This is a genomic window from Noviherbaspirillum sp. UKPF54 (genome assembly GCF_007874125.1).
Taxonomy (GTDB): domain Bacteria; phylum Pseudomonadota; class Gammaproteobacteria; order Burkholderiales; family Burkholderiaceae_D; genus Noviherbaspirillum.
Genome location: NZ_CP040128.1, coordinates 2,759,588 through 2,780,345 on the forward strand (window position 1 = coordinate 2,759,588; position 20,758 = coordinate 2,780,345).

General features: G+C 59.6%; 24 protein-coding genes. 14 read left to right on the plus strand and 10 right to left on the minus strand.

Annotation, left to right across the window (positions count from 1 at the left end):
- Positions 1–5 precede the first annotated feature (5 nt).
- From pheA to gyrA, 3 genes are read right to left on the minus strand one after another with little or no spacing between them, the layout of a single operon-like run.
- Positions 6–1,082 (minus strand): prephenate dehydratase, encoded by a 1,077-nt coding sequence (gene pheA / locus FAY22_RS12690; RefSeq protein ID WP_146330540.1) that lies wholly within the window; start codon positions 1,080–1,082, stop codon positions 6–8.
- 41 nt (positions 1,083–1,123) lie between these two features.
- Positions 1,124–2,227 (minus strand): 3-phosphoserine/phosphohydroxythreonine transaminase, encoded by a 1,104-nt coding sequence (gene serC / locus FAY22_RS12695; protein WP_146330541.1) that lies wholly within the window; start codon positions 2,225–2,227, stop codon positions 1,124–1,126.
- Positions 2,224–4,836, minus strand: coding sequence for a DNA gyrase subunit A (gene gyrA / locus FAY22_RS12700; RefSeq protein WP_146330542.1), 2,613 nt, complete (start codon positions 4,834–4,836; stop codon positions 2,224–2,226). The genes serC and gyrA overlap by 4 nt, the downstream gene beginning before the upstream one ends.
- 452 nt (positions 4,837–5,288) lie before the next feature.
- Between gyrA and FAY22_RS12705 the strand changes: the two genes are divergently transcribed.
- The 5 genes from FAY22_RS12705 to FAY22_RS12720 all read left to right on the plus strand — a co-directional run bounded on the left by FAY22_RS12705 (position 5,289) and on the right by FAY22_RS12720 (position 8,269).
- Positions 5,289–5,750 carry an OmpA family protein gene (locus FAY22_RS12705; protein ID WP_246860502.1) on the plus strand — a complete coding sequence of 154 codons (462 nt, stop codon included), beginning with the start codon at positions 5,289–5,291 and terminating at the stop codon, positions 5,748–5,750.
- 41 nt (positions 5,751–5,791) lie between these two features.
- Positions 5,792–5,929: a hypothetical protein gene (locus FAY22_RS22000; protein ID WP_168204834.1), complete on the plus strand. Its 138-nt coding sequence runs from the start codon at positions 5,792–5,794 to the stop codon at positions 5,927–5,929.
- Between the two features lie 107 nt (positions 5,930–6,036).
- Positions 6,037–6,678, plus strand: a complete 642-nt coding sequence (ompA, locus tag FAY22_RS12710; RefSeq protein WP_146330543.1) for an outer membrane protein OmpA — start codon at positions 6,037–6,039, stop codon at positions 6,676–6,678.
- 121 nt (positions 6,679–6,799) lie between these two features.
- Positions 6,800–7,495, plus strand: coding sequence for a bifunctional 2-polyprenyl-6-hydroxyphenol methylase/3-demethylubiquinol 3-O-methyltransferase UbiG (gene ubiG / locus FAY22_RS12715; RefSeq protein WP_146330544.1), 696 nt, complete (start codon positions 6,800–6,802; stop codon positions 7,493–7,495).
- Positions 7,496–7,558: 63 nt separating this feature from the next.
- Positions 7,559–8,269 (plus strand): HAD family hydrolase, encoded by a 711-nt coding sequence (locus FAY22_RS12720; RefSeq protein ID WP_146330545.1) that lies wholly within the window; start codon positions 7,559–7,561, stop codon positions 8,267–8,269.
- A gap of 134 nt (positions 8,270–8,403) precedes the next feature.
- On the opposite strand, the gene FAY22_RS12725 is transcribed toward FAY22_RS12720, so the two are convergent.
- From FAY22_RS12725 to FAY22_RS12740, 4 genes are all read right to left on the minus strand, one after another.
- A complete protein-coding gene (locus FAY22_RS12725) occupies positions 8,404–9,342 on the minus strand; it encodes a PA2778 family cysteine peptidase (RefSeq protein WP_146330546.1) in 939 nt (312 codons plus the stop codon).
- 36 nt (positions 9,343–9,378) lie between these two features.
- Positions 9,379–9,759 (minus strand): PA2779 family protein, encoded by a 381-nt coding sequence (locus FAY22_RS12730; protein ID WP_146330547.1) that lies wholly within the window; start codon positions 9,757–9,759, stop codon positions 9,379–9,381.
- 205 nt (positions 9,760–9,964) lie between these two features.
- The gene (locus FAY22_RS12735; RefSeq protein WP_146330548.1) at positions 9,965–10,219 is read right to left on the minus strand and encodes a hypothetical protein; all 255 of its coding nucleotides are present in this window, start codon (positions 10,217–10,219) and stop codon (positions 9,965–9,967) included.
- Between the two features lie 51 nt (positions 10,220–10,270).
- The gene (locus tag FAY22_RS12740) at positions 10,271–10,450 is read right to left on the minus strand and encodes a hypothetical protein (protein ID WP_146330549.1); all 180 of its coding nucleotides are present in this window, start codon (positions 10,448–10,450) and stop codon (positions 10,271–10,273) included.
- A gap of 174 nt (positions 10,451–10,624) precedes the next feature.
- Between FAY22_RS12740 and FAY22_RS22365 the strand changes: the two genes are divergently transcribed.
- From FAY22_RS22365 to thpR, 3 genes are all read left to right on the plus strand, one after another.
- Positions 10,625–10,996, plus strand: coding sequence for a hypothetical protein (locus FAY22_RS22365; RefSeq protein WP_246860503.1), 372 nt, complete (start codon positions 10,625–10,627; stop codon positions 10,994–10,996).
- Positions 10,997–11,105: 109 nt separating this feature from the next.
- Positions 11,106–12,074, plus strand: coding sequence for a metallophosphoesterase (locus FAY22_RS12750; RefSeq protein ID WP_146330550.1), 969 nt, complete (start codon positions 11,106–11,108; stop codon positions 12,072–12,074).
- 44 nt (positions 12,075–12,118) lie between these two features.
- On the plus strand, positions 12,119–12,676 hold the full coding sequence (gene thpR / locus FAY22_RS12755) for an RNA 2',3'-cyclic phosphodiesterase (RefSeq protein ID WP_168204835.1): 558 nt from the start codon (positions 12,119–12,121) through the stop codon (positions 12,674–12,676).
- Between the two features lie 5 nt (positions 12,677–12,681).
- Here thpR and tcdA read toward each other — a convergent pair whose 3' ends face one another.
- Positions 12,682–13,554, minus strand: coding sequence for a tRNA cyclic N6-threonylcarbamoyladenosine(37) synthase TcdA (tcdA, locus tag FAY22_RS12760; RefSeq protein WP_146330552.1), 873 nt, complete (start codon positions 13,552–13,554; stop codon positions 12,682–12,684).
- A 147-nt stretch (positions 13,555–13,701) separates the two neighbouring features.
- Between tcdA and FAY22_RS12765 the strand changes: the two genes are divergently transcribed.
- From FAY22_RS12765 to FAY22_RS12775, 3 genes are all read left to right on the plus strand, one after another.
- The gene (locus FAY22_RS12765; protein ID WP_168204836.1) at positions 13,702–14,808 is read left to right on the plus strand and encodes an MFS transporter; all 1,107 of its coding nucleotides are present in this window, start codon (positions 13,702–13,704) and stop codon (positions 14,806–14,808) included.
- Between the two features lie 186 nt (positions 14,809–14,994).
- Positions 14,995–15,633 carry a pyridoxamine 5'-phosphate oxidase gene (gene pdxH, locus FAY22_RS12770; protein WP_146333438.1) on the plus strand — a complete coding sequence of 213 codons (639 nt, stop codon included), beginning with the start codon at positions 14,995–14,997 and terminating at the stop codon, positions 15,631–15,633.
- A gap of 105 nt (positions 15,634–15,738) precedes the next feature.
- Positions 15,739–16,947 carry a cyclopropane-fatty-acyl-phospholipid synthase family protein gene (locus FAY22_RS12775; RefSeq protein ID WP_146330554.1) on the plus strand — a complete coding sequence of 403 codons (1,209 nt, stop codon included), beginning with the start codon at positions 15,739–15,741 and terminating at the stop codon, positions 16,945–16,947.
- 16 nt (positions 16,948–16,963) lie between these two features.
- Here the strand turns inward: FAY22_RS12775 and FAY22_RS12780 are convergent, their stop codons facing one another.
- Entirely contained in the window at positions 16,964–17,368 is a 405-nt protein-coding gene (locus tag FAY22_RS12780) for an HIT family protein (protein ID WP_146330555.1), read from the minus strand.
- 9 nt (positions 17,369–17,377) lie between these two features.
- Positions 17,378–17,914: a peptide-methionine (S)-S-oxide reductase MsrA gene (msrA, locus tag FAY22_RS12785; RefSeq protein WP_146330556.1), complete on the minus strand. Its 537-nt coding sequence runs from the start codon at positions 17,912–17,914 to the stop codon at positions 17,378–17,380.
- 229 nt (positions 17,915–18,143) lie between these two features.
- Between msrA and FAY22_RS12790 the strand changes: the two genes are divergently transcribed.
- From FAY22_RS12790 to FAY22_RS12800, 3 genes are all read left to right on the plus strand, one after another.
- Positions 18,144–18,911: a helix-turn-helix transcriptional regulator gene (locus FAY22_RS12790; RefSeq protein ID WP_146330557.1), complete on the plus strand. Its 768-nt coding sequence runs from the start codon at positions 18,144–18,146 to the stop codon at positions 18,909–18,911.
- Positions 18,912–18,989: 78 nt separating this feature from the next.
- On the plus strand, positions 18,990–19,550 hold the full coding sequence (locus tag FAY22_RS12795) for a flavin reductase family protein (protein WP_146330558.1): 561 nt from the start codon (positions 18,990–18,992) through the stop codon (positions 19,548–19,550).
- A complete protein-coding gene (locus tag FAY22_RS12800) occupies positions 19,547–20,734 on the plus strand; it encodes an acyl-CoA dehydrogenase (protein WP_146330559.1) in 1,188 nt (395 codons plus the stop codon). Before FAY22_RS12795 ends, FAY22_RS12800 begins: the two co-directional genes overlap by 4 nt.
- Positions 20,735–20,758 lie beyond the last annotated feature (24 nt).

A 20,758-nucleotide genomic window follows, 5' to 3' on the forward strand; every position in this document is an offset into this window, starting at 1 on the left:
TCAAATTACAAACTGAAAGGATATGAACCGAGCAGCTTGAAGAACGCGGCATTCTGCTTCAGCTCCGCCAGCGCGGCCGCCACATTGCCATCCTGCGCATGGCCTTCGACATCGACGTAGAAATAATATTCCCAGGTTCCGATGCGCGCCGGACGCGACTCGAAGCGCGTCATCGATACGCCGTGCCGGGCCAACGGCGCAAGCAGGTTATACACCGCGCCCGCCTTGTTCGGCACCGCAAGCACCAGCGACGTCTGGTCCTTGCCGCTCGGCCCGGGTTGCAGGCGGCCCACGATGGCAAACCGCGTGCGGTTGTGCGGATCGTCCTGCACGTGCGCCTTGACGACGCCCAGGTTGTAGCGCTGACCGGCGATTTCACCCGCTATCGCCGCCGCCGCCGGGTCTTCGCTGGCAATGCGCGCGGCTTCGCCGTTGGACGCGACGGCTTGGCGTTCGATGCCCGGATAATGTTGGTTAAGCCATACTTGGCATTGCGCCAGGGCCTGCGAATGCGCGCAGATGCGGGTTACGCCCTCCATCGTGCCGCTCCTGGTCATCAGGCTGTGATGCACCGGGATCGACAGTTCGCCGCTAATCGACAATGTGGTCTGCAGCAGCAGGTCGAGCGTGCGGTTGATGGCGCCTTCCGACGAATTCTCGATGGGAACCACGCCGAAATCCGCCGTTCCCGCTTCCGCGGCACGGAAAACCTCGTCGATGGATGCGCATGGCACGCCTTCGACCGCATGACCAAACTGCTGATACACGGCCTGCTCGCTGAACGTACCGGCTGGCCCGAGATAGGCCACATTGACGCGCCGCTCCAGGGCACGACAGGAAGACATGATCTCCCGGAAGATGGTCTGGACATCGCCGCCATCGAGCGGACCAGGGTTGCGCTCGGCGACCTTGCGCAAGACCTGCGCCTCGCGCTCCGGACGGAACACCGGCGCATTGGTTTCGGCCTTCACGTGGCCGACTTCCTGCGCGACGCGCGCGCGGCGGTTGAGCAAATCGAGGATTTGCGCATCGATGGCATCGATCTGCTCGCGCAGTGGCTTTAATTTATCGTCGGTATTCATGTTTACGCTGTCCTGTGGCTTCCCGCTGCAAGAGGGGAATATCAGCCGTGCTTCTTCTCGAACTCTTTGAGGTAATCGACCAGCGCCTGCACGCCGTCGATCGGCATCGCGTTGTAAATCGATGCACGCATGCCGCCCACCGACTTGTGGCCCTTGAGCTGCAGCAGCCCGCGCTCCTTCGCGCCGGCCAGGAAAGTATCGTTCAGCGACTCGTCTTTCAGGAAGAATGGCACGTTCATACGCGAGCGGCAGTCCTTCTCGATCTTGTTGCTGTAGAAATCGGTCGAGTCCAGATAATCGTACAGCAGCGCGGCCTTGGCGATATTGAGCTGCTCCATCGCGGCGACGCCGCCTTGCCTTTTCAGCCACTGGAACACCAGGCCGGCGATATAAATCGCGTAGGTCGGCGGCGTGTTGTACATCGATTGATTATCCGCCACCAGCTTCCAGTCGAACGCCGACGGGCAAATCGGCAACGCATGGCCGAGCAAATCGTCACGTACGATCACCAGCGTCAGGCCCGCCGGGCCAATGTTCTTTTGCGCGCCGCCGTAGATCACGCCGTATTTCGATACATCGATCTCGCGCGACAGGATGTGGGACGACATGTCCGCCACCAGCGGGGCGCCATTGGTCTGCTCCGCCACGTCGGGCACGTAATGGAATTCGACGCCGTCGATCGTTTCGTTGGTGCAGACATGCACGTAAGCGGGATCGGCCGACAGTTTCCAGCTTTCGCGCGGCGGTATTGCCGTGAATTTCTGGCTTTCCGACGAAGCGGCGACATTGACCGTGCAATACTTTTTCGCTTCCTTGATCGACTTGGTCGACCAGGAGCCGGTATTGATGAAATCCACCACCGCCGGCTGCGACTTGCGTGCGACCAGGTTCATCGGGACGATCGCATTTTCGGCAATGGCGCCCCCCTGCATGAACAGGATCTTGTAATTCGCCGGCACGCCAAGCAACTCACGCAGGTCGCACTCAGCCGCCTCGTAAATCGATGTGAATTCCTTGCCGCGATGGCTCATTTCCATCACGGACATGCCGCTGCCATGCCAGTCAAGCATTTCGTCGGCCGCTTGCCGCAGCACTTCCTGCGGCAGGACGGCAGGACCGGCCGAGAAGTTATAGACGCGGGTCATTCTTCCTCCGTGCTGCCGTTTTCCTCTTCGACATCCGATTCGACGATACGCTGCAGACCGGACAGTTTCGTTCCGTCTTCCACCGCGATCAGGGTCACGCCCTGGGTGGCGCGGCCCATTTCGCGGATTTCCGATACGCGGGTGCGAATCAGGACGCCGCCGGTGGTAATCAGCATGATTTCATCGGTCGGCTCCACCAGGGTCGCGGCGACTACTTTGCCGTTGCGCTCGCTGGTCTGGATCGCGATCATGCCCTTGGTGCCGCGGCCATGGCGGGTGTACTCGGTGATCGGTGTGCGCTTGCCGAAACCGTTCTCGGTCGCAGTCAGTACCGTTTGCTGTTCGTTTTCCGCCACCAGCAAAGCAATCACTTGCTGGCCTTCCTCCAGGCTCATGCCGCGTACGCCGCGCGCGGTGCGGCCCATCGGACGCACGTCGTTCTCGTCGAAGCGCACCGCCTTGCCGGCATCCGAGAACAGCATCACGTCGTGCTTGCCGTCGGTGAGCGCGGCGCCGATCAGGTAGTCGCCTTCGTCGAGGTCGACCGCGATGATGCCGGCCTTGCGCGGATTGGAAAACTCGGTCAGCGGCGTCTTCTTCACGGTGCCGAGCGACGTTGCCATGAACACGTAATGGTCTTCCGGGAAGCTGCGGTTTTCGCCGGACAGCGGCAGTACCACGGTGATCTTCTCGCCTTCCTGCAGCGGGAACATGTTGACGATCGGCTTGCCGCGCGAATTGCGCGAGCCTTGCGGCACTTCCCACACCTTCAGCCAGTACATGCGGCCGCGGTTCGAGAAGCACAGGATGTAGTCGTGCGTGTTGGCGATGAAGAGCTGGTCGATCCAGTCGTCTTCCTTGGTCGCCATCGCCTGCTTGCCGCGCCCGCCGCGCTTCTGCGCGCGGTATTCGGATACCGGCTGCGACTTCATGTAGCCGGAATGCGACAAGGTCACCACCATGTCCTGCGGCGCGATCAGGTCTTCGGTGCCGAGGTCGGTCGGATTCAGTTCGATGGTCGAGCGGCGGCCATCCTTGTTGGCGTCGCCGTATTCGTTCTTGGCGGCGGCCAGCTCGTCGGAGATGATCGCCGTCACGCGTTCGGGACGTGCCAGGATATCCAGCAGGTCGGCGATCTGCGCCATCACTTCCTTGTATTCGTTGACGATCTTGTCCTGTTCCAGGCCGGTCAGGCGCTGCAGGCGCATCTGCAGGATTTCCTGCGCCTGCTCGTCGGACAGCTTGTACAGGCCGTCGCTCTGGATGCCGTAATGCTTGGGCAGGTTCTCAGGACGGAATGCGTCGATGCCCCCCGCGTTCTCGGCGCCGGTACGCGCCAGCATTTCGCGCACCAGCGAGGAATCCCAGGCGCGCGCCATCAATTCCGATTTCGCGATCGGCGGCGTCGGCGCGGCCTTGATGATGGCGATGAAGTCGTCGATATTGGCCAATGCCACCGCCAAGCCTTCCAGCACGTGGCCGCGCTCGCGCGCCTTGCGCAACTCGAACACGGTGCGGCGCGTGACGACTTCGCGGCGGTGCGACAGGAAGCATTCCAGCATCTGCTTCAGGTTCAGCAGCTTGGGCTGGCCGTCGACCAGCGCCACCATGTTCATGCCGAACGTGTCCTGCAGTTGCGTCTGCTTGTACAAGTTGTTGAGCACAACGTCGGGCACTTCGCCGCGCTTCAGTTCGATCACGACGCGCATGCCGGACTTGTCGGATTCGTCGCGGATGTCGGAAATGCCTTCCAGCTTCTTGTCGCGCACCAGCTCGGCGATACGCTCGAGCAGCGACTTCTTGTTCACCTGGTAGGGCAACTCGTCGACGATGATCGCGGTGCGCCCTTCGCGGCCGAATTCCTCGAAATGCGTCTTGGCGCGCATCACGACGCGCCCGCGCCCGGTGCGGTAGCCGTCGCGTACGCCGGACACGCCGTAGATGATGCCGGCCGTCGGAAAATCGGGCGCGGGAATAATCTCGATCAGTTCATCGACCGTGCATTCCGGAGCGCGCAGCACATGCAGCGCGCCGTCGATGACCTCGGCGATATTGTGCGGCGGGATATTGGTCGCCATACCCACCGCGATGCCCGACGAGCCGTTGATCAGCAGGTTCGGAATACGGGTCGGAAGAACGGATGGTTCCTTTTCCTTGCCGTCGTAGTTCGGCACGAAGTCGACCGTCTCCTTCTCGATATCGGCAAGGATTTCGCTGGCGATCTTATCCAGTCGGCACTCGGTGTAACGCATGGCTGCCGCATTATCGCCATCGATCGAACCAAAATTACCCTGGCCGTCGACCAGCGTGTAGCGCAGCGAAAAATCCTGCGCCATGCGCACCAGCGTGTCGTAAATCGCCTGGTCGCCGTGCGGGTGATATTTACCCATCACTTCACCGACGACACGTGCGCACTTCACGTACGGACGATTCCAGACATTGTTCGTCTCGTGCATCGCATAGAGCACGCGGCGATGCACCGGCTTCAGGCCGTCGCGCACGTCCGGGAGAGCACGGCCCACGATCACGCTCATCGCGTAATCGAGGTAGCTCTTGCGCATCTCTTCTTCGAGGGAAATCGGGATTGTCTCTTTGGCGAATTGATCCATTGGCGGGTCGGCTTATCTGTGCTGAAGTTGGCAGAATTTCGTGGCGTCGAGGCTGCAGATGAATGCAGGACACCAAACATTGGATTTTAGCATGCCGCCCAAGGCATCAAGCCGCCACCCGCGCCGCCAGCAGAACGAACGCATTCCAAGGCTCTGCCCGGAAAAATGTGTTCAAATCAACCCTTACAAGAGGCACAATACTGTTCCTGCAAAAAATACCCGATCACAAATAAAACCATGATCAAAACACTCGCACTCGGCCTCTCCCTTGGCGCCGCTGCAAGCGCATTTGCCCAAACTACGACCGACATCCAGGCAAATCCAACCAATAGCGCCTACCTGCAAGACGGCCGCGGCATAATCGCGCGCAGTCCGTTCGGACTGTGCTGGCGCACGGGAACGTGGACTCCGGCGGATGCCGTCGCCGGCTGCGATGGGGAACTGGTTCCCCCGTGGTTAAACCTACAGCACCCGCGATTGCTGCCCCCGTGGCCGCACCACCTGTGGTAGCAGCACCAGCAGTCTCGAAGCGCTGCGATTTTACGGTGACGCTCGGCAGCGATCAGGCATTTATCTTTAACAAGGCCGTTTTAAGTAATACAGCCAAGAAACAAATTGACGATGAAGTTCTGGCACGATTTAGAAATTGCGCCAAGGTCGATCTCATCATGGTGACCGGCCATGCCGATCGCCTTGGTTCGCAACAATACAACCAGAAATTGTCGGAAAAGCGTGCCAATGCAGTGGCTGCCTACTTGAAGAGCAAAGGCGCGACAGCGGAAATCGACACGCTAGGCGCGGGCAAAACACAGCCCGTCAAATCCTGCGCCGACGCGCTTCCACGTGCCCGCCTGATAGCCTGTCTGGCACCAAATCGGCGCGTGACAATCGAAGTACGTGGAACATCCCGATAAACGTAAGCGCCAAGAGAACTAGCCTTCGCACGCAAAATTTTTTGGAAATGCCAGCTTTGTTGGCGGCACGTAGCGAAATCGCAACAGGAAATGAAAAACATATTGCCATTGATTTAGCAACAATCGTTGTAAATCAAGCCTATGGCAAAATGTTATTAGCTAAAGTGCATTGCAAGTGAACAACCTTATAAAAGAATAATCTAACCACGTGTGGTAATATCAGATTTGAATGTTGTTTATTTGTTGCGCAGTTTATCTGCGGATATCTCCAACCAAGAGGAAAAACATGAATAAATTAGCAAAACTCATCTTTGCTGCGTCCGCAGTTGCTTCGTTTGCAGCATCCGCTCAGCAAGATATCAAGGCAAATACTCCCAACAGTGCATATCTTCAGGATTCCCGCGGCGTGGTCGTTCGTAGCCCGTTCGGCCCGTGCTGGCATACTGGTTACTATACCCCGGCTGATGCAGTCGGCGGCTGCGATGGGGAAATCGCCAAACCGGCTCCGGTGGCTGCTCCAGCTCCCGCACCGGCTCCCGCCCCCGCCCCGGCTCCGGCTCCTGCACCGGTTTCTGAAAAAGTTACTTTTGCAGCAGACGCCTTCTTTGACTTCGACAAGGCAGTCCTGAAGCCGGACGGCAAGGCTAAGCTGGACGATATGGTTTCCAAGCTGCAAGGCATGAATCTGGAAGTGATCATCGCCGTGGGCCACACCGACTCCATCGGTACCGATGCCTATAACCAGAAGCTGTCGATCCGCCGCGCTGAAGCGGTCAAGGCATACCTGGTATCCAAGGGCGTCGAAGCCAACCGCGTCTACACCGAAGGCAAAGGCGAGAAGCAGCCTGTAGCGTCCAACAAGACCGCCGCTGGTCGTGCCAAGAACCGTCGCGTCGAAATCGAAGTGGTCGGCACCCGCACCAAGTAATCGACTTGCTCGATAAACAACCCCGCTTCGGCGGGGTTTTTTTATGGCTACGTTTTTCCTGCACCGCTGATTCGCCATTAAATGGCTGCAGGCCCTCCCTATTCCCGCTATCATTTACCCTATGAATGCCGATCCTCTAGAACTGCAAAAATTCAGCGATCTCGCCCACCGTTGGTGGGATCCCACGTCAGAATTCCGTCCATTGCATGAAATTAATCCGCTTCGTCTCGAATGGATTAACGCACGCGCGCCCTTGGCAGGCAAGGTTGTGGCCGATATCGGCTGCGGCGGTGGCATCCTGGCCGAATCCATGGCAAAGAAGGGCGCGCAAGTAACCGGCATCGACTTGTCCGAGAAAGCGTTGAAAGTCGCCGACCTGCACAGCCTGGAATCGGGTGTGCAAGTGCGTTATGAAATGATCTCTGCCGAAGCGCTGGCGGCGCGCGAACCGGGACGCTACGATGTCGTGACCTGCATGGAAATGCTGGAACACGTTCCCGATCCGGCTGCCGTCGTGCAAGCCTGTGCAACGCTGGTCAAGCCAGGCGGCCATGTATTTTTCTCGACCATTAACCGCAATCCAAAGGCCTATTTGTTTGCAGTTATTGGCGCCGAGTACCTGCTGCGCATGCTTCCCAAGGGAACGCATGACTATGGTAAGTTCATCACTCCGGCAGAGCTGGCGCAGTTCGCCCGCGGGGCCGGCCTGAACGTCGACAGCCTGAAAGGCATGACCTACAATCCATTGACCAAGATATATTCGCTCAATCAGGATACCGATGTGAATTATCTGGTGGCCTGTTCCCGCACAGCATAACCTCTTTCGATCAGGCGGGTCGGCATATGGCATGCGTCCCGCCCGGTCCGCACGAACTTCAACATGCACCTGACCGTACCCCGCGCCATCCTGTTTGATCTCGATGGCACGCTGGCCGACACGGCCCCCGATCTTGCCGGCGCCATCAACAAGGTCCGTACCGATCGCGGACTGGCTCCAACCCCCTATGAGCAGTTACGCCCGGTCGCGTCCGCCGGTGCGCGCGGCCTGATCGGCGCCGCTTTCGGCTTGCTGCCGGAAGACGAGGGATATGACGATCTGCGCACTGCCTTCCTGGTTAATTACGAGGCAGCAATCGCGGTTGAAAGCCGTTTATTTGACGGCATTGCCCCCTTGGTAAAGGGCCTGCAGGACCATGATTTATCCTGGGGCATCGTCACCAACAAGGCGGCACGCTTTACCGACAGGCTGGTGCCGCTGATCGGCTTGCAGGACGCGCGCTGCGTCGTGTCGGGCGATACGACGCCTCACTCGAAGCCTCACCCCGCACCACTCCTCGAAGCGGCAAGCCGGCTTGCCCTTGCGCCAAACGCATGCTGGTATGTCGGGGACGACTTGCGTGACATCCAGGCAGGCCGTGCCGCAGGCATGGTGACGATTGCCGCGGGCTGGGGCTATTGCGGCAATATCGAGCCCGCATCCTGGGGCGCCGATGTGCTCGCCGCCACGCCACTTGATTTACTCGACCTGGTCAGCTCCACTCTCGTGAAGTCGCGCGATCCCGTCCAGCCGTCTGTCTGTGACAAGAACTGATCTGTTTTGAGAACGACCTGGTTTTTGGTTCAAGACCAGTACACCGTATCACCCCGTTCTCAGACGTGCCGAAAACCGCCTTTCTTTCCATGAGAAAGTAGTTTTTTGTTCTTGGTCGCCCCACTAAAACAGCGTCATTTCGAAGCGCGTTTCCGTTGTGCCGCATCGATCGATTGCAACGTCGCATATGCAGCGTCGCGCCAGGGGCCGCCCAATGCGACGGCTTTTTCGGCCGCAAGCCGTGCCTGGTCGAATTGCCCGAGCTCCGACAATACGGTCGCCAGATTGTTGAAGGCAGCGGCGCTTTCGGGATGCTGTTCAGTCGCGCGGCGATATGCCGCTGCGGCGCCTGTGCGGTCGCCCGAGGCATAGGCCGTGTTCCCATATCCAAGCAGCAGCGTCAGGTTTTGCGGCCAGCGCCGCAGCGCCGTCGCGTAGGCTCGGTGGGCATGGGCTGCATTACCGCTCTTTTCCAGTGCGACCACGGCATCGACCACGCCAGCTTCCTCCGCCGTGGCAGGCAGGCGGTCCGGCGGCAAGGTCACCATGCCCCAATATGCCCCTCTCGCCCAAGTGTGTTCGAACGTGGACATCGGCAAGACCAGGCGCTCCGTCGTACCCGATCTCAAGATAATTTCTTCCCGGCCAAGGTCATAGCCGATAACGACCGCATAATGCCAGAGAGGCGCCCATTGAAGACTCAAGTTTTGCAGGACGAGAACGGGGTTGCCGGCTGCGATTTCCGTCAGCAATGCATCCAGCCGCGGCGCAATCGTGACACTAAGCGCCCCATGACGGCGGCCGGCCGCCAGCATTTCGGGTTGCAGGCTGCCCTCGCGCTGCGGCACATAGACTTGTGCCACCAGCGCATCCGGGGAGGCGGAAAAACCGGCCGCATTGAGCGACATCGCAAGAGCTGCCGGACCGCATTGGTAGCGTTCCTGGGGATAGAACGGCGTCGCCGCCAATTCGGCCTGGCGCGGCAAACCCTGTGGTGCGCGCTGCAGCAAGGAGCGGGTTTGTGTTGCACAGCCGGCGAGCAGCAGCGCAAGAAGGAACAACACTACCGGCATGCATGACTGCCGGCAGTGTTTGCCACCGAGGCGCACTTAGCGGTGGGAGCGCGTGAACGGGAAAACCTTCGTCAGGCCGAGAATGTCGGTAACCAGCAAGACGAAGAAAATCACCAGCAGAGCGCCGACGACATCGCCGCCCGCGGGCAGGCTGTCGATCTGGTGCGCCAGCGTCGCCGCTTCCTCGTCGGTCAGCGCCGCAACGCGTGCCTGCGCATCGGCCTTGTTGACCCCCATTTGCTCCAGCTGCGCCAACACTTCAGGACGATTGAGCGCGGCGGCGATTTTTGCCTGGTTCTGCTGCGCGGCACTGGCGGAGTGAATCTGTTCGGTGCCAATGATGGCTGCCTGGACAGTCTGGGTAAATCCGACAGATCCGAAGGCGGTGAGCAGGATGTAGACGAACAAACGCTTCATTTTCTGAATCATGTTTTCCTCTTCGGTCATGTTGAAATTCAACTCCAAGCCCCACGCTCTTAACTAGTCGTCGTTGCGCATGGAATCGTTCCGCCATTTCCCAGCCGCCAGTCAAGGCAGCGAAATGGCCTTAAATAATTATAAGTAAACTAACGTCCGTGTCGATCCTAAGTTCACGCTAGATAGTAACCAGACGTAACAATACCTATGGCCAAGGCATCGGATTGACATCCCTGTATTGCGCGGTACCGGCCGGAATGCCCGGCGCATCGTTTTCTCCCTCACCCAGCTTGGGGCCGACAATTTCGCTAATTTCGCGGCGCGCTTCGCTGAAATCCGATGGCAACAGCGGGAATTCCTTCTTCGGCCAGTTGGCGATGGCCCATTTCGTGAATTCCTCGAACCGTTGCGTCAATTCCGATGCATAGCGGTCGCATTCTTCCTTGCTTGCCATAGTCATTCCTGTTTGCTGAGGTGATGATCGAACATGCAATGCACTTAGACGGCATGTTCAAGACTTGTGCTCGACCTTATCGGGATCAGGCTTGATTTCCTCTATCCTGCTCGCGTCATCCGGCAATACGTCCGACGGCAATCCGATATCGTCAATCCCGATCGCGTTGTCTTTCGTCCGTGCGACGCGCAAGTCTGCGCTGCCTGATTCGACATACTGCTTTTGTTCGTTGTTCATGTCACGCTCCAAACAAATTTAGACGAAGTGCCAACAGCTTGGTTCGGTGCCAAAAAAACATGACCCGCTGGTGCGCGTCAGAACTATCCCCGGGCCAAGCCATCTTAGTGTTTGAACATTAAGCGCCTGAAGACAAGGTGGCGCTTCCAGTCGCATTGAACAGGAGTAGCTTGCATGGCACAGGATCCGAGGCATTTCACGAACGAAGCGGATATTGGCAGCGGCGAAAAATCGCCAGGGCAAGTCGATGTCGAAAACGACGTTCGGGCTGTGAAACCAACGCAACCAGGCACGCCAACCAATACGTCAGACGGCGACGGGCAAGCGGCGGACGGGCGTATATTGCGCAGCGGCACGCATCTCGCCCGCATCCTGGCAAAGCCTCAGCCAGACGGCAGTTTTGAAGCGCAAGTGTATGTCAGGCTGACGCGGGAGCCGGAAATCGCGGAAACCTATATCCCTGCCGGAATATATGCTTCGGAGGTCGAGGCTTGGGACGCAGCGGAAAATCGTGCGAGACGCGCTATCGAAGAACATGAATTCTGAGCGCAGCAGCGCGCATCGCCCTGCCCCGCGCCTTATACCTCGTAGCGCGGCTGCGTTTGGAGCGTCAGCCAGAGGGTCGTTAAAATGTGACCTTTTGCTCTGACCTCCCATGCCTAGCAACCGCGCCATTCGATCGACTGGTACATTCCGGAATAGAAGCCTTGCCCTTGCCCTGGCAGGCGCGGTGATCTGCTGCCTGTCAGGCTGCTTTACCGACAAGGGCGCGCAAGAGCAGACGGCGCTGGCGGTCCGACTGGCCGACAAGGGCGTGACCGTATTTGCGGCGGGCGATGTCGCCGATTGCAGCAACGCCCCGGCGCAGCGCAGCGGCGCCGCCAAGACCGCAGCCTTGATCGCGCAGGGGCTCGGCAAGGACAAGAACGCCGCGGTGCTGATGCTGGGCGATGCAACCTATCCGGTCGGGCTTCAAGCCGAATTCACCAATTGCTACGAGCCGACGTGGGGCAGGTTCAAGCAGCAGACTTATCCAGCGCCCGGCAATCACGAGTATTACACGCCGCAGGCAACCGGCTATTACGGCTATTTCGGTGATGCCGCCGGCCCGGCGCGGCGCGGCTACTACAGCGTCGACATCGGCAGCTGGCATGTGATCTCTCTCAACAGCAATCTGAAGCCGGCCGCGCAACAGGCGCAACTGGAGTGGCTGAAGAACGATCTTGAACAGCATAAAACCCTCTGCACGCTAGCCTACTGGCATCATCCGGTATTCAGTTCCGGCGGCCACGGCAGCAGCGAGCGCATGCTCGATGCATGGAAGATGCTGGTCGCTGCCGATGCCGACCTGGTCCTGGTCGGGCATGATCACGATTACGAGCGCTTCGCGCCGCAGGATGGCGACGGCAACCGGGATGACCGGCGCGGCATCCGGCAGTTCGTGGTCGGCACGGGCGGTGCGCATCTGACGCCGTTTCGCTTTCGCAAATCGAATAGCGAGGTTAGCAACAACTTCACGTTCGGCGTGCTGAAGCTGAGCTTGAAGGAACTCGGTTATGAATGGGAATTCGTGCCGACTGCAGACGACGGTTTCCGGGATCGCGGCGCGGCGCTGTGCCACTGACATGCAAGCCTGAACGTCGGCGCCTCGATGGAGTCGGAATCGACATGAACGAGAACAGCAAGCAATCGCTACGCCTTTTCTATGCGTTGTGGCCGGACGACCTGACACGCGGTGAACTCGTGCGGCTGCAACAAGTGCTACAGGGGCGCAAAATCCCGTACGGCAACCTACATATCACGCTGGCGTTTCTCGGCCAGCAGCCTGCCGAGCAGATTCCCGCACTGAAGGACATCCTCATGCACTTGCCGGGCGCATCGATGACTTTGACGCTCGACCGGATCGGCTACTTCGGCAGGAACCGGATTGCGTGGGCCGGCATGCACGAGATGCCCTCCGCGCTCGCCGGCCTGCAGCAACAGCTTGCGCTCGCCCTCGCGCAGCACGGCGTCGCCTTTGACAGCCAATTCAAGTTCAAGCCGCACATCACGCTGGCGCGCGACGCGGCGCCGCCGCCGGATACGGCCTTTACGCCTATCGCCTGGAAAGCTGACCAGGTCGCCCTGGTGCAATCGGTGATGAAGCCGGAAGGTTCATCCTATCAGGTGCTGGCGTCGCGCCGGATCGATAGCGAAGTATGGATGCCGGGCGACGCCGGCAATTAATCCGGTTAAGCCTGTTCGAGAGCGGGTTCGGCCGCGCTCCGGGCAGTATCTTTCGCGCCGGCCTGAGCCAGCTTGCGCAAGACATGCGCTGCCGCGACCAGGCCGAAGCTGGCGGTCACGACCATCGCCGAACCGAATCCTGCGCAGTTCAATCCGGTTACGCCACCCGCCTGGTCGCCGCCAGTCTCGCACGACTGCGTCTCGGGAAAGCGTAGCGGTTCGGTGGAAAACACTGCATCGATGCCGAACTTGTTCTTGCTCCCGCGCGGAAAACCATGAGAGGCGCGCAAGCGCTTGCGCACCTTGGCCAGCAGCGGTTCTTGTTCGGTGCGCGACAGGTCGCGGATCTCGATCCTGGTCGGATCGACTTGCCCGCCGGCGCCGCCTATCGTTATCAATGGAATCGCATGCATGCGGCAATAAGCGATCAGGGCCGTCTTGGCGCGCACATTGTCGATGGCGTCGATCACATAGTCATAACGGCCGACGCCGATCATCTGGTCGAGATTGTCTTCCGAGATGAAGTCCTCGACCTCGGTCACCTCGCAGTACGGATTGATTTGCGCGATGCGCGCGGCCAGCGCCGTGACCTTGGCCATGCCCAGCGTATCGGTGAGCGCGTGGATCTGGCGGTTCACGTTCGACTCCGCCACGTTGTCGAGATCGATCATCGTCACCCGGCCGATCGCGCTGCGCGCCAGCGCTTCGACCACCCAGGAGCCTACGCCGCCGACGCCGATCACGCATACATGCGCGGAGCGAAAACGGTCGAGCGCGGCCGCGCCATACAGCCTTGCAATTCCGCCAAAGCGCCGATCGAAATCGATATCGTTGGCAGAAGGATCAGAAACTGGAGGAAGGGAAATAATTGCGTTCATTTCGCCATTTTAATGGAGAGCAAGCCGCGATATTTTCTCTTAGAATGTTTTTGTCGCGAATCTTTTCTCCCGCTTTTCCGCCGCGCCCTTCCCAGCCTTGCCGTGTTCCCTTCCGCGCCCCTGCTTCAGTTAATCTTCATATCACTATTGGCGCACAGCGCCTTGGCCGGCGCGCGCGTCACGACCTCGCTGTATGCCCTTTCGCTACACGCGTCCGAATTCACCATCGGTACGCTAATTGCGCTGTTCGCCCTGTTTCCGATGCTGCTGGCGGTCTCTGCCGGACGCGCCATCGATCGCATCGGCATCGTGCGTCCGATGCTGGCTGGCTGCGCGGCGATTGCCGCCGGCTGCGCACTGCCAGGCTTCGTGAGCGGCTTGCCAGTCCTGTACCTGGCCACGATCCTGATCGGTACCGGATTCATGGTGGTGCAAGTGGCGGCCCAACATACGGTTGGCGCCATCAGCGCGGCAGAGCGGCGCGCGTCCAACTTCAGCTGGCTTGCGCTCGGTTTTTCCATATCCGGTTTCTGCGGGCCCGTCATGGCCGGATTCCTGATTGACCACGCGCGCCATGATGTTGCCTATCTGGCCTTTTGCATGATCGCCCTCAGTGCGCTGTCATTAACTGCTTGTGGAAGGCTACGGCAGGTTCGGCCCGCCGCACAGGAAAAGGAAGCGTGCGCCGGCGGCGCAATGCAACTGCTGCGCGACAGGGAGTTGCGGCGCATTTATATTGTCGGCACCCTGCTTGCATCGGCCTGGGATCTGTTTACCTTCGTGCTGCCGATTCATGGCGCGCATCTCGGATTTTCCGCCTCGACGATCGGCATCATTCTCGGCAGTTTCTCCGCCGCGACCTTCCTGGTGCGCCTGGGAATGCCGTGGATCGCGCGCCATTACAGCGAATGGCATGTCCTGACAGCGGCGCTGATACTGGCTGTGGTGTGCTATGCGCTGTTTCCGCTGACAGGGCGACCGGCATCGATGATGGCAGTCGCCGCCATGCTGGGTGCGGCGGTCGGATCAAGCCAGCCAAACATGCTGGCGCTTTTGCACCATGCCGCCCCCTCCGGGCGCGGCGCCGAAGCTGTCGGCGTGCGCATCACCATCGGCAATGCCTGCCAGGTCATCCTGCCGCTTGCGTTCGGCGGTGCCGGAGCGGCATTGGGCTTGCCGGCGGTTTTCTGGGCAATGAGCGCGATGATCGGTGCCGGCGTACCTGCCGCATGGCATCAGGCATTTCGCAAATAACCATCAGCCGCCCAAAAATTGATTCAAGACAAGGCGCCCGAAATGCGTGGTGCAGTATTTTTAGCCTGCCGCAAAACGCCTCGCAATACGAAAAACATTGCGCCAATTGCAATTCCGCATATCGGTGATAATACTGATTACAGCAGCACCGATGCGCCGCACCACTCACCCATAACAGGAATCCAGATGTCGTCGATAGCCGATTTACGCAAAGAATACAGCCGTGCCAGCCTGTCCGAAGACGAGGTTCTGCCGAACCCGATCGACCAGTTTTCCAAATGGCTGGGCGAAGCGATCCTGGCGAAAGTGCCGGAAGCGAACGCCATGACCGTATCGACCGTCGGCGCCGGCAATCGCCCGTCTTCGCGCATTCTGTTGATCAAGGATGTTGATCAGCGTGGATTCACGTGGTTTACGAACTACGAGAGCCGCAAGGGACATGAGTTAGCGCAAAATCCTTACGCGGCTCTGCTGTTTTACTGGATCGAGCTGGAGCGACAAGTACGCATCGAAGGCCGGATCGAACGCATCTCCGATGCCGAGAACGATGCCTATTTCCAGAGCCGCCCGTTGAAAAGCCGCCTCGGCGCCATCGCATCGGCGCAAAGCCGCCCGGTTGCAAGCCGTGCCGAGCTGGAAGCAAGGGTCGCGGAAGTGGAACAACAATATGGCGAACATCCGGTCCGCCCCGCGCACTGGGGCGGCTACCGGCTGACGCCGGATTACATCGAATTCTGGCAAGGCCGCCCGTCGCGCCTGCACGATCGCATCGCGTACACCTTGCAGGCGGACGGCAGCTGGAAACGGCAAAGGCTGCAACCGTAAGGAATTTTTGTCCCCGCAGCCAAGCGATACATTACCCGATCCGGGCGCGTCATCCGGCGCACCCAGGCTCAATGGCGAATCCAACGGCTTTACGGAGGACATGTCATGTTCTGGGAAAAGAAGCTTGGAAGCTGGGTTGAGCGCATACGCGACCGCGCTGCGCTGCCGTTGCGGCTGGAACTATGGAACGGGCAGCAACTCGATTTCGGCCAATATCCCGCGCCTCATGTCACCGTCAGAGTACCGCACGCCTCGGCGCTCAGTTACCTGCTGACGCCCTCCCTCTTCAACCTCGGCACCGCCTACGTGGAAGGCAAAATCGACATCGAAGGCCGCGCCAATGAAATCATTTCCGTCGGTAATGCGCTTGCACGGTATACCCTGAAGCAGGAAGGCAAGTTCGGCCGCATCGTCCGCTCCTTCCATCACTCCAAAAAAATGGACGAGGAAGCGATTCGCTACCACTACGACGTATCGAACGACTTCTACAGCATGTGGCTGGACAAGAACATGGTGTATTCATGCGCCTACTTCGAGAATGAAGAGGAGGACCTCGACACGGCGCAGCTGAAAAAGATCGACCATATCTTGACCAAGATCCGGCTGCGGCCCGGCCAGAGCCTGCTCGACATCGGCTGCGGCTGGGGCGCCTTGATCATACGCGCAGCGCAAAAGTACGGTGCCAGATGCGTCGGCATCACCCTGTCGCAAAATCAGTTCGACCTCGCCACGGAACGCATTGCGCGCGCGGGCCTAGAGGAGCGCGTCGAAATCCGGCTGCAAGACTATCGCGATATCGGCGGCACCTTCGACCGCATCACCAGCGTCGGCATGTTCGAGCATGTCGGCGCCGCAAACCTGCCGCTCTACTTCTCGCGGATCCGCGAACTGTTGGCGGACGACGGCGTGGCGATGAATCACGGCATTACGACTACCGATCCGAGCGACGGCGAAACCGCCTACGGCGGCGGCGAGTTCATCGCAAAATATGTATTTCCCCAAGGCGAGCTGCATCACATCGGCACGGTGTTGCGCACCATGCAGGAAGGCGGGCTGGAAGCGCTGGACGTGGAAAACCTGCGTCGCCACTACGCCAAAACCTGCGGCATCTGGGCCGACAACTTCGAATCGAACGCGGAACGCATCAAGCGGCTGGTCGATGAAAAGCGCTTCCGGATCTGGCGCGTCTATCTTGCCGGCTGCGCCTATGCATTCATGCAGGACTGGATCTCGCTCTACCAGATCGTCTGCACCAAGGCCGGGCGCGACGCATCGACCCTGCCATGGTCGCGGCGGTACATGTACCAGGCGTGAGCAAGCCGTAGCGGCTTTACTTCAGCTGTATCCTTGCCGCGTACTCCAGCAATTTTTCCATGCCGGGGTCCTTGCGCGGCCAGATCAGTTCGACGCCGTCGTTGCTGTAACGCGGCAGCACATGCAGGTGCAGATGCGGCACGGTTTGCCATCCTGCCGGCTTGTTGGACTGCAGGATGGTGATCCCCTCCGGCTCGAACGCTTGCTGGACGGCCTTTGCAATCCTGTTTGCGGCGCGCATCATCGCCGCCGCCGATTCTTCGTCGGCATCCATCAGCGTTTCGTAAGGCGTTTTCGTCACGACCAGCACGTGGCCCGGATTGACCTGCCCGGCATCCATGAAGGCGAAGACCAGGTCATCCTCGTACACCTTGGCGCACGGGAGCTCGCCGTCGATGATTTTTGTGAAGACGGTAGTCATGGCAATCCCTTATTCCGGAGCATTGAGCCTGTCGGCGAAAACCTTGCGGAATTTCGCCACCTTCGGCGCCACCACAAAGGCGCAATAGCCCTGCAGCGGATGCTGCCGAAAATAGTTCTGGTGATAATCCTCGGCCTTGAAGTATTCCTGCGCACGGCTGAGTTCGGTCACGATGGGCGCATCCCAGACATGGGCCATCGCAGCAATCACCTGCCTGGCGATCTCATGCTGTTCGGGCGTGTGATAGAAGATGACGGAGCGGTATTGGGTGCCGACGTCGTTGCCTTGCCGGTTGGGCGTGGTGGGATCGTGTATGGTGAAAAAAATTTCGAGTATGTCGCGGTAGCTGACCAACTCGGGATTGAAAGTCACCCGCACCACTTCCGCGTGGCCGGTCGCGCCCTCGCACACCTGCTCATAGGTCGGATCCGGAACATGTCCGCCGGCATACCCGGATTCCACCTGCAGCACGCCCTTCAATTCCTGGTAGACAGCTTCCAGGCACCAGAAGCACCCGCCGCCCAGTGTCGCTGTTTCGGTCGCCATGATCCACTCCGTTTGTTCCTTCACTATGACTTTAGCGCAAACACATGAAACTGCCTATCGGATTCCCTGACATATCGATAATCTGCCGCGCTCCGCGCCATCCGCAACAAGGGAACGATCCATTCTTCACCAGGCCGTCAGCGAGTTGCCGGAATTTTAATGACGCGCGCCCCGTCGACACCCTCGTGTATCATTTTTGCCAAATTCCCAATCAAGTAGAGACGCCTCCATGCTGCAAGCGACCGCCCTCGTCGATTCCCTCAAGCGCGAACTGAAGGCGCGCGGCATCACCTATGCCGAGCTGGCCGCGCGCATCGGCATGTCGGAGGCCAGCGTCAAGCGCATGTTCTCGCAAAAAAATTTCACGCTGCAGCGCCTGGATGAAATACTGAATGCGACCGAGATCGATTTCCGCGACATCGCGCTGATCGCACACGACGAGTCTCGACTGATTTCCGAACTGAGCTATGCGCAGGAAAAGGAAATCATCGGCGACACCAAGCTTTTTCTGATCGCCGTCTCCGTCCTGAACCATCTCACCGTGGATCAGATCGTGCAGACCTATCAGGTCACCGAAGCGGAAGTCGTGAAATTCCTGGTGCGACTGGACAAGATCGGATTTATCGAACTGATGCCGAACAACCGGGTGAAGCTTCTTGTGTCGCGCACGTTCCGCTGGATTCCCAATGGCCCGATCCAGAATCATTTCCGTGAGCAAGCGTACAGCGATTACCTGGAATCGAAATTCGACGGCGAGAACGAATTGCTGCGACTGGTAAACGTCATGTTGTCGAAGCAATCGATCGCCGCGCTGCTGAATCGCTTCACGCAAGTCGCGCGCGAATTCTCGCAGCAGCACCAGGAAGATGCGAAACTGCCCTACGAGGACCGCTATTCGATCAGCTTCATGCTGGCCGCACGGCCGTGGATGCCGACGGGGTTCAAGGAATTGCTGCGGCCGCAGCAGGCCGGACCGAAGCTGGTGCGGCACAAATAAGCACGGCATCGCTGCCGGGACGGCGCCAACCGTAACAACGTCTTTTTGGCATAATGACCAAAATTTCATGGAAATCAGATGTCAAAACGGCCTTCCGGCGCGGTGCCGCCCGAATTCGACTCGCGCCACTTCCGCCAGGCGTTGTCGCAATTTGCCACCGGCGTCACGATCATTACCACGCGCCTGCCTGACGGCACCTTCCTGGGACTGACCGCGAGCTCCTTCAATTCCGTGTCGCTCGACCCGCCGCTGGTGTTATGGAGCCTGGCGCAAACGGCAAACAGCCTTCCAGTTTTTACCGGCAATTCGCACTACGTCATCAACATCCTCGCCGGCGACCAGGTCGCCCTCGCGCAGCGATTCTCCATGCGCATCGAGAACCGCTTCGAAGGCGTCGATTTCGATCTCTCGCATACCGGCCTGCCGATCCTCAAAGGCGTCTCCGCCTGGTTCGAATGCCATAACCGCAGCCGCTACCCCGAGGGCGATCACGTGATTTTCGTCGGCGAGGTGGAGCGCTGCGACGTCTCGCCCAAACCGGCATTGGTGTTCCATGGCGGCGAGTTCGCATCGACCCAGCCCTTGCACAGGCGCACCGGAAAAAGTCTTCCTCAACACAAATCCAAGGACCCACGATGACTTCGCCACAATCCAAAGCACGGTTCCACTGGGACGACCCGCTGCTGCTCAATGAACAGCTGACGAACGACGAGCGCATGGTGCGCGACGCGGCCAACGCCTACTGCCAGGACAAGCTGGCCCCGCGCGTGCTGGAAGCCTTCCGCCACGAAAAAACCGATCCCGCCATCTTCCGCGAAATGGGCGAACTGGGCTTGCTCGGCCCCACCATCCCGGAACAGTATGGCGGCCCCGGCCTGAACTATGTCAGCTACGGCTTGATCGCGCGCGAAGTCGAGCGCGTCGATTCCGGCTACCGCTCGATGATGAGCGTGCAGTCGTCACTGGTGATGGTGCCGATCTTTGAATTCGGCAATGAAGCGACAAAACAGAAATACCTGCCCAGGCTGGCCACCGGCGAATGGATCGGCTGCTTCGGCCTGACCGAGCCGAACCATGGTTCCGACCCGGGCAGCATGATCACGCGCGCGAAGAAAGTGCCGGGCGGCTTTTCGCTTACCGGCAGCAAGATGTGGATTTCCAATTCGCCGATCGCCGACGTGTTCGTGGTGTGGGCGAAAGACGACGAGGGACAGATCCGCGGCTTCGTGCTGGAAAAGGGCTGGAAGGGCTTGTCGGCCCCGGCGATCCACGGCAAGGTCGGCTTGCGCGCCTCGATTACCGGCGAGATCGTGATGGACGAGGTGTTTTGCCCGGAAGAGAACGCCTTCCCCGAGGTGCGCGGCTTGAAGGGGCCGTTCACCTGCCTGAATTCGGCACGGTACGGCATTGCCTGGGGCGCGCTGGGCGCGGCCGAGGATTGCTGGCATCGTGCCCGCCAGTATGTGCTGGATCGCAAGCAGTTCGGCAAGCCGCTGGCGGCGAATCAACTGATCCAGAAGAAGCTGGCCGACATGCAGACTGAAATCACGCTCGGCCTGCAAGGCTGCCTGCGCCTGGGCCGCATGAAGGATGAAGGCACGGCATCGGTGGAAATCACTTCGATCATGAAGCGCAATTCGTGCGGCAAGTCGCTCGACATCGCCCGCCTGGCGCGCGACATGCTGGGCGGGAATGGCATTTCGGACGAGTTCGGCGTGGCGCGCCATCTGGTGAACCTGGAAGTGGTCAACACCTATGAAGGCACGCACGACATTCACGCGTTGATTCTGGGCCGCGCGCAGACGGGCATCGCCGCATTCTGACGCCCGTTTCCGCATCAAAGAAAA